Below are 13,256 nucleotides of genomic sequence, written 5' to 3'. Positions count from 1 at the left end.
AGAGAAAAGGTTGTCCAGATTGGGAGGGGAAAAATGAAAACGTATGAATTGTATTTAATTCAAGAGGATATTGCGAAATCTTATTTTGGTCGTGAATATTTGTTTTTTGATTTATTTGCTCGATTTTCAGAATCTGGGTCCCTTTCGGAGAAAAAAGTGTTATATAAACAAATGATGTATATAACAAAACCATTGCAAGTAATGAAAATTCATCATAAATTAGAACAAGCTTTGCGCGTTCTTGGTAAATATGATAGAACACATCATACACATACACTTTATACGGGAGCGGAGTACGGTGAAATAATGGTGAAACCGCACTATATTCGTATGAATACCTCTGGAAATGTCTCTATGGAAACGACTTTCTTTGAGGTGTTAAGAAAGTGTGAATTAACATTTTTAGCTATGGATTATGAAAATACAAAGTACGGATGGCTGAATCCTCTAAAACAAGTACGAACATATGTGTAAAAATGTCGAATTGTATCTTGTCTTATTGAAAAGGTTTTAGTACACTGTAAGGTAGACAACATGAAGGAGGAAAATATATGCCAATTTGGTTAGGTATTCTAGTGGGCGTAGTAGCACTAGTAGCAGGCGTGGCGTTAGGATTTTTCATTGCCCGCAAATACATGATGAATTACTTACAAAAAAATCCACCAATTAACGAACAAATGTTAAAAATGATGATGATGCAAATGGGACAAAAACCTTCCCAAAAGAAAATCAATCAAATGATGAGCGCAATGAACAAGCAACAAATGAAATAAGCGCTAAAAGACACTCGCTAAGAGTGTCTTTCTTTTTGTTAGTTACAGTTTTTAAAACTTTTAAAAATTCTGTATTTTTGATAAACTGAAAACATCGCTCATTTTAAGGGAGGAGGAAAAAAATGAAAGTGTTTATGAATTTAGCGTGGTTTTTTAAACAAGAAAAACGAGCATACATAATCGGAATTATTTTATTATTCGGCGTTGCACTTTTAGAACTTGTAGCACCAAAAGTAATTGGAATCGTTGTAGATGAAATTAATGATGGAACATTGACGACCAATAAGTTACTAAATTTGGTTGTACTATTAGTAATTGTAGGTATTACGATGTACATATTACGTTACATATGGCGTATTATGATTTTCGGGTCTTCGTTAAAATTAGCTCGCCAATTACGAAAAAATTTATATGAACATTTTACAAAGATGAGTCCATCTTTCTATCAGTCAAATCGAACAGGTGATTTAATGGCACATGCGACCAATGATATTCAAGCGATCCAGCAAACTGCTGGAGCGGGTGTTTTAACGCTTGTTGATTCATTAGCTGTTGGGGGATGCGTACTCGTAGCGATGGGTTTTACAATTAGTTGGAAGTTAACATTGTTAAGTTTAATTCCGATGCCGATTGTAGCCATTTCGACAAATTATTATGGAACGTTATTACATAAAAGGTTTCATAAAGCACAGCAATCGTTTTCGGAAATTAATGATAAAGTGCAAGAGAGTATGAGTGGAATGAAAGTGATTCGATCGCTTGGACAAGAGAAAGAAGATTTGCAGGCGTTTCGAAAAAAATCAGAAGATGTTGTGCATAAAAATGTGTTAGTTGCACGTATTGATTCGTTATTTGATCCGACAATCGCTCTTATCGTTGGATTTTCTTTTTTAATTGCAGTATGTTACGGATCGGTATTAGTTGTAAGAGGTGAATTAACAGTAGGTGATCTCGTTACATTTACGACATATTTAGGTACCCTCGTTTGGCCAATGTTAGCGTTTGGATGGTTGTTCAATATTATGGAGCGTGGGCGTGCTTCATATGACCGTGTAGAAAAAATTCTTTCACAAAAATCAGATGTAGTAAATAGAGAAAATGCTGTACATACGATAGCGAGCGGTAATGTTTCGTTTGCCGTTGATTCATTTTCGTATAAGAAAAATGAACTGTTACATTTAAACGATATTCACTTTGATTTGAAGAAGGGCGAAACGCTAGGAGTTGTAGGACGTACAGGTGCAGGGAAAACGACTTTATTAAAATGTTTAATCCGTGAGTATGATCATTTTAATGGTGAATTAAAAGTTGGGGAGCGAGATATTCGAGATTTAACACTTCATGGTGTCCGTTCTGCTATTTCATATGTGCCACAAGATCATTTTTTATTTTCAGCAAGTATTGGTGAGAATATCGCCTTTGGAAAGGCGGATGCTACATATAATGAAATTACCCAAGCTGCAGATATTGCTTGTATTCATAATGATATCCTCCAATTTTCAGAAGGATATGAAACAGTAGTAGGGGAAAGAGGCGTTTCGTTATCTGGTGGTCAAAAACAGCGAATCTCTATTGCTCGTGCTTTATTAACAAATGCTGAAATTTTAATTTTGGATGATTGTTTATCAGCGGTAGATGCAAAAACAGAAGAGACAATTTTAAGTGCCTTAAAGAGGGAAAGAGCAGGGAAAACGACGATTATTACTGCACACCGATTAAGTGCAATTCAGCATGCCAATCTTATTCTTGTTGTTGATGAAGGTCGAATTGTACAAAGAGGTACACATGAGGAATTAATGAAGGAAAACGGCTGGTATAAAGAAATGTATGAAAGTCAGCAATTAGAAGCTTTAGTTGAGAAAGGAGGCGTATGATGGTAGAGAAGAAGCGAAGTGATTTAAGTAGATTGCTTTCTTATATGAAGCCATATAAAGGGTTGCTATCTTTAGCGTTTATCTTTTTAGTTGGTGCGACAGTAACGGAAATGATGGGGCCTTTTTTAATTAAACAATTCCTCGATGAACACCTAGTACCGCGGGATTTTGAACGATCAGCACTCGTTACTTTATTTGTAATTTACATAGTTGCTCATTTATTAAAAGTATTATTTACGTATTTAAATCTATTGTACTTTCAGAACATTGCTTTTAAGATTGTTCAAGATATGCGAGTTGAAGTATATGAACATGTTCAAAAGCTGTCATTAAGTTTCTTTGATCGTACGCCAATTGGTACGCTCGTATCTCGTATAACGAATGATACGGAAGCGATTAAAGATTTTTATGTCAGTGTATTATCAACATTTGTGAAAAATGTAGTCTTTTTAGTAGGTATTTTAATAGCGATGTTTTTATTAGATGTAAAATTAGCGTTATTTTCTCTCGTATTAATTCCGATAATGTTCGCGATTATGGTATTATATCGCCGGAAAAGTGCAGCTTTTTATTTAGAAGTACGTAATCAACTAAGCGTGTTAAATGCAAAATTGAACGAGTCCATACAAGGAATGAATATTGTTCAAGTGTTCAGACAAGAAAAACGTATGAGAAAAGAGTTTGAAGAAGTGAATAATAAACATTATAGTGCAGGGCGACGTACTTTGAAGTTAGACGCATTACTTTTACGACCAGCTACGGATTTAGTACATATTGTAGCTATTGCGTTAGTACTAGGTTTATTTGGGATTGATGCTTTAAAGAGCCCTGTTGAAGTAGGAGTTTTATATGCTTTTGTTAACTATATACATCGTTTCTTCCAACCTGTAAATGAGATGATGATGAAATTGTCCTTTTTCCAACAGGCACTTGTTTCGTCATCACGTGTATTTCATTTAATGGACGAGAAAGATTTAGCACCGGTTCAAAAAGGCAATGAGAATCCTCAAGTTGTGGATGGAGATATTGAATTTAAAAATGTTACTTTTTCGTATGATGGAAAGCGTGACGTTTTAAAAAATGTATCATTTCACGTGAAACAAGGGCAAACGGTTGCTTTTGTTGGGCATACTGGTAGCGGAAAAAGTACGATTATGAATTTGTTAATGCGATTTTATAATCTTAAGTCAGGAAATATTGTAATAGACGGTGTAGATTTAGAAAAATTTGAAGAACGAGAAATTAGAAAGAAAATAGGACTCGTATTGCAAGATGCATTTTTATTTGCTGGAAATGTAAAGCAAAATATTCGTATGTATAATGAAGAAATTACGGATGAAGAAGTAAAAGAAGCTGCTCGATTTGTGCAAGCGAATACGTTTATTGAAAAGTTACCAGAGCAGTATGAAACAGAAGTAGTAGAAAGAGGTGCAGCATTTTCAAGCGGTCAACGACAATTAATTGCTTTTGCTAGAACTATAGCAACGAATCCGAAAGTATTAGTATTAGATGAAGCAACAGCTAATATCGATACAGAAACAGAAGAGGCTATTCAAACAGCGTTGCAACAAATGCGAAAAGGTAGAACGACGATAGCCATTGCGCATAGGTTATCTACAATTCAAGATGCAGATCAAATTTTTGTGATGCATGATGGAGAGATAGTAGAAAGAGGAACACATCAAGAATTACTAAGTGAGCAAGGTTTGTATTATAATATGTACTTGTTACAAAATAAAGGGAGTTTGCAAAAGGCCTTGTAAATACAAGGTCTTTTTTATTTTGTATACAAAATATATTTACTCTTTGTTTCTATAGCATAAATGTCGTGTCCTCTTATGAAACTTGTACATATTGTATGTATACGAAGTAAAAAAATTGATAGGAGATTTTATATGCAAAACAGATCGAGTTCAAATGTTACGTTTATTGATGTGTCTCATTGGGAAGGGAATATTGATTGGAATGCAGTGAAGGCATCTGGAATTCCAGCAGCGTATGCAAAAGCGACAGAAGGTGTAAATTACATTGATCCTACTTTTACTAAAAATGTACAAGCAGCCCGAAGTGCGAATGTATTAATTGGTGCATACCATTTTGCACGTCCAGAACAAAATGATGCAATTTCAGAGGCGAAATATTTTGTGAGTATATTACAAAGTAACCAGACAGACTTAATGCCAGTTCTGGATTTAGAATCACCAAAAGATCCGAGTAATAGTAATTTAACTGGTAGCGCTATATCGAATTGGGCAAGAAGCTTCATAAATTATGTGAAACAGGCTACTGGAAAAGATGTAATGTTATATACAGGAGTTTGGTATATTAATGAGTTCGGAATTAGCGGATTAAGTGATATTCCACTTTGGATTGCTAAATACTCGAGTACACCGCCTGCTGATGCTGGTGGATGGACAGCGTGGACAGCGTGGCAGTACACAGATTCTGGACAAATTTCAGGCGTAGGAAATTGTGATGTATCAGCTGCAGTTTCATTAGAAGCTTTAAAAGGGAATGGAGCAAGTGGTGGAGGGAATGTTTCTCCGCCTAATAATGCAACTCCAGTGTACGGGGTTGCTATAATTAATGGAGATAATGTGAATTTGAGAAGTGGACCATCTTTGCAGTCTAGTGTAATTCACCAATTGAATCGTGGCGAAACATATGAAGTTTGGGGAGAACAAGATGGATGGCTTTGTTTAGGGACAAATCAGTGGGTATATAATGATCCGAGTTATATTCAGTATAAACATTATGTGGCGACTATTACTGGTGATAATGTAAATTTACGTGACGCTCCATCATTAAAAGGAAATGTTATAAGACAGTTACATCATGGTGAATCGTATCGAGTATGGAGTAAGCAAGATGGATGGCTTTGCTTAGGGACAAATCAATGGATATACTACGATCCAAGTTATATTCAGTATGGTGTACAATAGAGTGAAAATAAAAGGTGCCCCGTCAGAGGTGCCTTTTATTAAAAATATACAACTTTTACAAAGTCTATATCGAAACCATAGTATACTATAGTAGATATATTTTAAAAAAATAATAGAAAATGAAATAAAGGGGTAAAAATATGAATTATGTGCTAATAGGTGCGGTTTTAATATTATTAGCTGTAGTATTTGTGCTGTTTTATAAAAATAAACAGTTAGAATCAGAGAGTCAGCAAGTAGAATTTGAAAAGAAACAAGCAATTGAAACGTATGAAAACGAAATTGCAGCTACGGTGATAGAGCATAAAGAACAACAAAATAATTTAAAAAATATGGAACAGAAAAAATACAATGATTTACAAGTAAGTGTAAATAGAGAAATTGAAAATATGCGTATGATGAAAAATCAATTAGCTATGCAACATAGTAAAGAACGTAGTGAAATACAAAATAAACATAATAACGAAATACATATGTTTCAAAAATTAATTGCAAATTTACGAGAATATACTAAAAACGGCGCTGAAATGAATACGTACGAAACATTACATTATATGAAGCGAGGATTCATAGAGCAAGGCATCATATTAGATGCTGAAATTGAAATCATGCCGAATGTTTTTATTAAAAATAATAGTGAAATAAACGATAATCGAATCCATCATCTCATCTTGTGCAAAACTGGTATTTATCTACTTGAGACGAAAGAATGGGAAGAGAAATTAATTCATGGTTTAACGAAAGAAAATGCTGGTATATATTCATTTATGATTGATGAAATGGGTAAGTATCAACAAGAAGTTGAAAAAGAAGAGACATTTGAATATATAGTAGGTAAAGATTCGTCAACTATACAAGTGAAAAATGAAGGAAATCCAGTATATAAGGCGAAGAAACTATCTCAAATTTTATACAATTGTTTGAAAGAAATGCAGGCTAATAGTATAAAAGAAAAGGTAAAACCAGTTGTATATTTTTATAATGAAAATGGAAAAGAAATAATAGATCTTTCTAGTGAGGAAACACCTAGATTAAAAGATCGGGAGCAAATTGTAACGTTCTTCAGAAATGAAATCTTAGCAGGGAAAGTAGTATATACAGTGCAAGAATTAGAACAGATTCGAGAAATGATTAGCCGGATGAATTATATAGTGAGTTAAAAGGGGAGATCTTTCTGAACGCTATGCTACGTAGCATTTTGTATGTATATTTTTGTTTGTATATAGTAATGTACATTGTATTTATATTCGTCATTGATATGGTCCATATACCCTTAAGTGTAAGGAGCATTTTTGTAGTATTCATACCATTTGTTTTATTAGTCATGATTCAAAGGGCTATTTTATATGTTTCTAAAAATCGTAATGAAGAAAAGAAGCAAATGTTGGGGGTTTTAATAGTAGCACTCATACCATTAATAGTGTGCACTGTACAACTAAGTGTAAATGAATATACATCAAAGTTTAATCAAAATAGATGGTTAAATCATGCAGATAAGCGGGTACATATGGTAGATGATCTATTACAAAAATATAAATTAATAGGGAAATCAAATGAAGAAATTATCCAATTGTTAGGAGCTCCAACGGAAACGAGAAGTGGGGAAGAAGGAGTTACCACTTTGTATTATCTTGGGACTGAACGTGGCTTTATTCCAATAGATAGCGAACAGCTTGTTTTCCAATTTGATAGAGATGGAAAAGTCATGGAATATACGGTGCATAAAGATTAAAGAAACGTAGAGGGAAGCTATATGTTATAGCTTCTTTTTTATTTTTCAATATGTCACGGAAGGGGGAGAAGGTTTTTGAGTGGAATAAGGAATGAAAGCGGAGGTGATGCATATATATAGATGCATTGGGTGATTATTAGTCCGATTGGTGAGGGGTAATAATTAATAAGTACGAACAAAAACCCCACTCATTAAAGTTTCACTTTATCATATTGTATAAATGAAAAGGAGGTAAGACGGTGAAAGCAATCCCGACTGATGTCCTGAGTAAAGAATTGATGGAAAGAGAAGGAGTTATCTCTATTACAGTAAAGGAATTTGAAAAGATAGAAGTAGCTGGAGTGGTGGTCGCTGGTCCAGCAGTTATTTTGATTAATCAAGATTAAGTACATATCATTGAAATAAAAAGCATCCATCTAGGATGCTTTTTATTTGTATGTAAGCATAAATATGATGGATAATTGTGTTACTGGAGGGGAAAGTCTGTGGCAATAATTATAACAATGTTAGTAATGGGTATTTTATTAGGATTTGTTGGAGCTGGAGGAGCTGGGTTTATTATCGCGATACTCACTTTAGTATTCCAAATTCCTATTCATGTTGCTCTTGCAACATCTTTAACTGCAATGGCATTTACGACATTATCAGGTGTTGTAAGTCATTACCGTGAAGGCAATGTTGCACTTATTATAGGCGGGATTGTTGGGGGATTTGGCGCAATTGGCTCTTATATTGGTTCTAAATTTGGTTCACTTATACCAGCACATCTTCTTCATTGGTTTACAGCTGGGATGTTATTTTTATCGGCAATTTTTATGTTTATTAAATTAATTATGTTCCAAAACAAAGAGAAGTCGTCTTTATATAAACATAAAGAGTTTTCCGTGAACTACTTGTTGAAATGTGTATGCCTTGGATTAGTTACTGGAATGATGGCTGGTTCATTTGGGATTGGTTCTGCACCGTTTATTCAACTTGGATTAATGGTTCTATTGGGACTTACGATTCAGCAATCTGTAGGGACAACAATGCTTGTTATATTACCGATTGCAATTGGAGGCGGGATAGGATATAGTTCGGAAGGATATTTAGATTATATATTGTTATTGCAAGTATTGATTGGGACCATGTTAGGGGCATACATTGGCGCGAAGTTTACAAATTATGCACCGCGAACGCTTTTGAGGTTTTCGATGATTATGACACCGGTTTTAGCTGGGTGTATGCTATTGATGGAATAAAGTGAAATTATAATCAGTAGGGGGTTACTGCTTACAAATAGCGGGATAAAATTAATATAGCAAACTATTAATATATTTTACGAATGAATTATATAGGTAATTCATATTTCCCATATAAAAGGATTTGTTTTAATATTATGAGTGTAAAGTTCGAGTATTCGAAGTACTACTTGAATTATATCCCTATCCCTTTTCTAAAAATGCGAACAAGTTTTGCCCTATTCTATTCAATAGTTAATTGCATAGAAATATATTGTTCGATGACCATTATGGAACGTACATAATGGGAAAATCCCGATCCTTAAAGAGGATGCCCCTAATCTTCATGTGAAAATATGATCGGATATGAAAGCTGCCCAATTTATGGTCAGCTTTCTTTTTGTTCGAAAATTATTTCTTCTTTAATTTCTGTTTGCAATAATACAGTTTTTCCGAAGCGACGTTTGCATTCCGCGCGCACTTTTTCAAGGGCTAGTAGCTGAGTAGTGGCGGGAACTGTGACAATAGCTTGGCGAGGTTTTCGATTTTCTTCACAAAAGACACATTCCACAACATAATTAGAAATCATATTTTCATCCTTCCATTTTTAATTTCTAAGAAGGGATTGTCTATGAAGTTGATGTAACTTTTCGTCATTGTTTTATTATTTTCCTCTTTTTTTCAAGGGGAAAATAATAAAGAAGGCGAATTTTAGTAGGGGAGGGATGTTTATGGAGAGATGGATAGGTAGTGCAGCGGTATGTGTAAATGAAAAAAATGAAGTTTTAATGGTACTGCAGGGAAAAGAGGGAGAAGAAAAAAGGTGGTCTGTCCCAAGTGGAGGACTTGAAAAGGGAGAGACACTAGAAGAATGTTGTATCAGGGAAGTTTGGGAAGAAACAGGTTACAATGTGGAAGTTGTAAATAAAATATATGAAAAAGAGGGTATTACATACGGTGTTCCAGTGTATGTCCATTATTATTTTGTTAAACAAATAGGCGGTAATATGAAAATCCAAGATCCTGATGAGTTAATACATGAAATTGCTTGGAAAGGGATACATGAAGTTGAACAATTGTGTTTAGCTTTTCCAGAGGATTATGAATTGCTGTACCAATATATAAATAAAGAAGCAAGTATGTAAATACTTGCTTCTTTAATGTATCCAAGACAAGAAAAGCGGAACGATAACTAAACTAGCGCCTGCTGTTAAAAGCATGGATAAACTTGCAATTGTTCCTTCCACAGGACCGATTTCGAATGCTTTTGATGTACCGGTTCCATTTGCGCTCGTTCCTAACATAATACCTTTTGCGATTGCTGTTTTAATACGGCAAATACGTATGAGAGAAGGACCGAGCAATGCTCCTGTTAAGGCAGTTAAAACGACAAATACAGCAGTTAATTGTGACATACCACCAATCATTTCTGAAATAGCCATTGCGATTGGTGTTGTTACGATATGTGGCGCTAAACTATGTTCTAGTGATGAATCAATTTGAAAATAATTTGCTAGTAGTGCTGAAGTAATGACTGATAAAAACGAACCGACAATGACATTAAGTAAGATAGCCATTCCATGTTTCTTTAATAAATCAAAGTATTTATAGATTGGCCATGCAAAAGCAACTGTTGCGGGTTTTAATAATTCAGTTAACCAGTGACCACCAGATTCATATGTTTCATAAGGTGTATCTAATCCGAGCAATAAAGAAATTAAAATAATGGGACAGACGAGAAGAGGAGAAAGTAGACTCCAATTCCATCGTTGATACATTTTTTTTGATAGCCAATATGTGAATAGTGTTAATAGTAAACAAAGAAATCCGATCATTGCGTTGATCCTTTCCGCTTTAGTAGCAATTCTGTTAAAAGTCCTGTAACTAAGGTAACGCAAAGAGTGCTAATCATAATAATTAAAATGAGATCGATTCCATATTGTGTTAGTGTATCTCTGTAACGTATGACAGCGACTGCAGAAGGGATGAAAAATAAAATAAGTTCTTTTAATAAAAAATCTGCTCCGTCCTGTATCCATTCTTTTTTAACTAGGTTAAATTTTAATGAAATTAATAATAAAAAAATACCGATTATACTTCCTGGAACTGGGAGGTGTGCCTGTTTTGCAATCCATTCACCTGTCCAAGCGAAACAAAATAGTAATAAAATTTGTCCGCTTAACTTCCACCATTTCATACAGTAACCACCTCTTTCTTTTTTTACATAAAAATTGTAAAAAAGAATTAACAATTTCTACTATACGTTCATTCAAAATATTTGTCTAATATATAAATTATATGTTATTAATATATTAGACATATTAATCGAAAGTGAAAAGGGTGTCCAAAAATGGAATTACGGCATTTGCAATATTTTGTTGTTGTGGCAGAAGAGTTACACTTTGGACGGGCGGCTGCTCGTTTACAAATGACACAACCACCACTTAGTCAACAAATACAGCAATTAGAAAAAGAAATGGGAGTTACATTATTTTCAAGAACGAAAAGAAAGGTTGAACTAACAGAAGCAGGAGAAATGTTTTTAAAAGAAGTAAAAAAGGCGTTTGAACAAATTGAAAAAGCAGTAGAAGTTGCACAAAGTGCGCAAAGGGGAGAAGTAGGATCACTTTCAATTGGTTTTGTAGGTGCGGCGATATATGATATTTTACCATCAATTGTTAGGGAATATAGAAAAAAATTTCCGAGAGTGTCTGTTGCATTACATGAATTGTCAACACCAGATCAAGTTCATGCACTTCATGATAACCGTATCGATATTGGCTTTTTACGTCCACCAATTCCAACACAATTATTAGAATTAGAGCCAATTCAAAGGTTATCTTGCACCTTATGTTTACCAAAGGCACATCCACTTGCAGAGAAAGATGAAATACATATAGAAGATTTACGAGATGAGCCGTTTGTATTTATTACGAGACCAGTATGGCCAGCTTTGTATGATACAATTTTATCTCTTTGCAGAGAAGTTGGATTTAGTCCGCGTATTGTACAAGAAGCAACAGAGTATCAAACAGTTATGGGGCTTGTAGCAGCAGGGATTGGAATTACAGTAATACCCGTGTCGGCAAATAAGTTATATAAAACAGAAGTTGTATATAAAGAGTTATATGATTCTAATTTTGTTGCAGAAATGTCAGTGGCTTACAAAAAAATGAATAGTAATCCAGAGCTGCTAGAGTTTTTAAAAATTGCAAGAGAGAAGAAAAGAATAGAAGTAGAAGATGAGCAATAGTAGTAACAGAATATGGATTTAATTCAAATCCATAAAAGTACACCTTATTAAACAATAAAGCGGAAATGCAACTTAAGTTGCATTTCCGCTTTATTGTTCTTTTTTTAGCTCGATACTAAATAGATAAACGTGTTCATTTTCTTTTAAGAGTAGATCAATACCTGTTTCTTCATCAATGGTAGGAACGCTTACAGTTTCTTTACTGCTTTGGATTACAGCAGCTAAAGTTGTTTTTTGATTGTATTTTAAATTTTTTATAGATTGGATTGTAGTAGTTGCAGAGCTATTTACGCTTGGTGGCGCTTCTTCAGGAACAAGTGTTGAACCACCTTCAATATTCAGATACCACTGCCTTTTTTCTTGTATATCTTTATCGAATTGGAAATGTGGTGGTAAAAAAGAAAGCTTTACTTTCTTTTTTGAAAAATGTGAGGTAGCTATATTAGCAATTTCTTTTGTTTTTTTACCATTGTTATAATAATCAATTGTAGCATTTATTTCATCTTTATCATTTTTAAGAGTAACGTTATAAAACATGCTATTTCCTTCTTGAAAAGGAGTCATTTGTAAAATAGAAGCTTGCTCTTTTGTTAATTTGTATGGCTCAACAATGGCAACTTCATTGTTTTTTATTTGGCTACAACTTGTGAGTAATAATAAACACAAGATTGATAGTAATTTTATACGCATGCAATCTCCTCCTTTTTACAATTATATTCTAAATGTGATTTTTTATCATTTCGTTTTCTAGGACTAAAGACTTAGAAAAAATTCCGATTGTAGTGCGATGTTTAAAATGTCATATTTTTATACACTAGTAGTATAGAATGCGTATGTAATAAGGTAGGGGAAGAATTTTATGTCTTTATGTCGGTTAGCGAGAAAAAATATTAGAACATTTGCTACCAAAAGGATGAAGCAATTTATGTGGATTGCTATGAGTACTATGATTTTGTTTTTTATGATATCGTTACAATTTAATGAAGGAGCTATTTTGAAAGTAGGGGATGCATTTGTATTTCAAATGTATTTTTACACACTGTTTATTGTACTAATTTTCATATGTATTTTTACTACATATAAAATGATGTACTCCCTTTTGCTAGTGAGGAGAGAGGAGTTTACATCTTATGTAGCAGAAAATATAAAAAGAAAAGAAGTACTATGTTTATTATGTCAGGAGCAATTATTCATTTATGGAGCAGCATTTGTTTTCGGATTAATTAATGGGATGCTATTTTTGAAATTATTCACGGTTATCTTTATGAAAATCGCAGGGATACAAGGAGTAAATAGTGCGCCAATTACAATATATGCAGTTGTAATTATTAGTATAATTATGATGACTGTCGTTTTAATAACGATGATGCAATGTTATCGATTTGTTCGAAGTTTAAAAGATGAAAATTCGTTGCGATTAAAAGAAAGGGCATGAGAAATCATGCTTTTTTCTATTTTACAC

Annotated in this window: 16 protein-coding genes; 12 read left to right on the top strand and 4 right to left on the bottom strand. The window is 33.7% G+C overall.

What is annotated here, in order from left to right; all coding sequences use genetic code 11:
• Positions 1-33: 33 nt before the first annotated feature.
• The 9 genes from sirA to ATL10_RS19960 all read left to right on the top strand — a co-directional run bounded on the left by sirA (position 34) and on the right by ATL10_RS19960 (position 8,562).
• Complete coding sequence (gene sirA, locus ATL10_RS20000) at positions 34-474, top strand: sporulation inhibitor of replication protein SirA (protein ID WP_000860652.1); 441 nt, start codon at positions 34-36, stop codon at positions 472-474.
• Between the two features lie 77 nt (positions 475-551).
• Positions 552-773, top strand: coding sequence for a YneF family protein (locus ATL10_RS19995; protein WP_001123317.1), 222 nt, complete (start codon positions 552-554; stop codon positions 771-773).
• 122 nt (positions 774-895) lie between these two features.
• The gene (locus ATL10_RS19990; RefSeq protein WP_000862446.1) at positions 896-2,647 is read left to right on the top strand and encodes an ABC transporter ATP-binding protein; all 1,752 of its coding nucleotides are present in this window, start codon (positions 896-898) and stop codon (positions 2,645-2,647) included.
• Complete coding sequence (locus ATL10_RS19985) at positions 2,647-4,410, top strand: ABC transporter ATP-binding protein (RefSeq protein ID WP_000229518.1); 1,764 nt, start codon at positions 2,647-2,649, stop codon at positions 4,408-4,410. The genes ATL10_RS19990 and ATL10_RS19985 overlap by 1 nt, the downstream gene beginning before the upstream one ends.
• A 132-nt stretch (positions 4,411-4,542) precedes the next feature.
• Complete coding sequence (locus ATL10_RS19980) at positions 4,543-5,589, top strand: GH25 family lysozyme (RefSeq protein WP_110497379.1); 1,047 nt, start codon at positions 4,543-4,545, stop codon at positions 5,587-5,589.
• 140 nt (positions 5,590-5,729) lie between these two features.
• The gene (locus ATL10_RS19975) at positions 5,730-6,749 is read left to right on the top strand and encodes an NERD domain-containing protein (RefSeq protein WP_098329666.1); all 1,020 of its coding nucleotides are present in this window, start codon (positions 5,730-5,732) and stop codon (positions 6,747-6,749) included.
• A 23-nt stretch (positions 6,750-6,772) separates the two neighbouring features.
• Positions 6,773-7,321, top strand: a complete 549-nt coding sequence (locus ATL10_RS19970; RefSeq protein ID WP_098329667.1) for a hypothetical protein — start codon at positions 6,773-6,775, stop codon at positions 7,319-7,321.
• A 239-nt stretch (positions 7,322-7,560) separates the two neighbouring features.
• Complete coding sequence (locus ATL10_RS19965; protein WP_000644411.1) at positions 7,561-7,707, top strand: BC1881 family protein; 147 nt, start codon at positions 7,561-7,563, stop codon at positions 7,705-7,707.
• 99 nt (positions 7,708-7,806) lie between these two features.
• Positions 7,807-8,562, top strand: a complete 756-nt coding sequence (locus tag ATL10_RS19960) for a sulfite exporter TauE/SafE family protein (protein WP_000974667.1) — start codon at positions 7,807-7,809, stop codon at positions 8,560-8,562.
• Positions 8,563-8,929: 367 nt separating this feature from the next.
• Here the strand turns inward: ATL10_RS19960 and ATL10_RS19955 are convergent, their stop codons facing one another.
• Entirely contained in the window at positions 8,930-9,130 is a 201-nt protein-coding gene (locus ATL10_RS19955) for a DUF3903 domain-containing protein (RefSeq protein ID WP_000625226.1), read from the bottom strand.
• Between the two features lie 142 nt (positions 9,131-9,272).
• Between ATL10_RS19955 and ATL10_RS19950 the strand changes: the two genes are divergently transcribed.
• Positions 9,273-9,686, top strand: coding sequence for an NUDIX hydrolase (locus ATL10_RS19950; protein WP_053563807.1), 414 nt, complete (start codon positions 9,273-9,275; stop codon positions 9,684-9,686).
• A gap of 12 nt (positions 9,687-9,698) precedes the next feature.
• Here ATL10_RS19950 and ATL10_RS19945 read toward each other — a convergent pair whose 3' ends face one another.
• Together ATL10_RS19945 and ATL10_RS19940 are read right to left on the bottom strand one after the other, a co-directional pair.
• Positions 9,699-10,376 carry an LrgB family protein gene (locus ATL10_RS19945; protein WP_053563808.1) on the bottom strand — a complete coding sequence of 226 codons (678 nt, stop codon included), beginning with the start codon at positions 10,374-10,376 and terminating at the stop codon, positions 9,699-9,701.
• Positions 10,373-10,738, bottom strand: a complete 366-nt coding sequence (locus ATL10_RS19940; protein WP_000872365.1) for a CidA/LrgA family holin-like protein — start codon at positions 10,736-10,738, stop codon at positions 10,373-10,375. Before ATL10_RS19940 ends, ATL10_RS19945 begins: the two co-directional genes overlap by 4 nt.
• Positions 10,739-10,891: 153 nt before the next feature.
• Between ATL10_RS19940 and alsR the strand changes: the two genes are divergently transcribed.
• Positions 10,892-11,794, top strand: coding sequence for an acetoin biosynthesis transcriptional regulator AlsR (gene alsR / locus ATL10_RS19935; protein ID WP_000423235.1), 903 nt, complete (start codon positions 10,892-10,894; stop codon positions 11,792-11,794).
• 90 nt (positions 11,795-11,884) lie between these two features.
• Here alsR and ATL10_RS19930 read toward each other — a convergent pair whose 3' ends face one another.
• Positions 11,885-12,484 carry a hypothetical protein gene (locus tag ATL10_RS19930; protein WP_001220605.1) on the bottom strand — a complete coding sequence of 200 codons (600 nt, stop codon included), beginning with the start codon at positions 12,482-12,484 and terminating at the stop codon, positions 11,885-11,887.
• 169 nt (positions 12,485-12,653) lie between these two features.
• Here ATL10_RS19930 and ATL10_RS19925 point away from each other — a divergent pair, with 169 nt between their 5' ends.
• On the top strand, positions 12,654-13,229 hold the full coding sequence (locus ATL10_RS19925) for a hypothetical protein (RefSeq protein ID WP_000050626.1): 576 nt from the start codon (positions 12,654-12,656) through the stop codon (positions 13,227-13,229).
• Positions 13,230-13,256 lie beyond the last annotated feature (27 nt).

This window comes from Bacillus sp. 196mf (genome assembly GCF_003217275.1).
In the GTDB taxonomy this organism is placed as follows: Bacteria; Bacillota; Bacilli; order Bacillales; family Bacillaceae_G; genus Bacillus_A; species Bacillus_A thuringiensis_S.
This window is presented reverse-complemented; position numbering and strand designations above follow the sequence as displayed.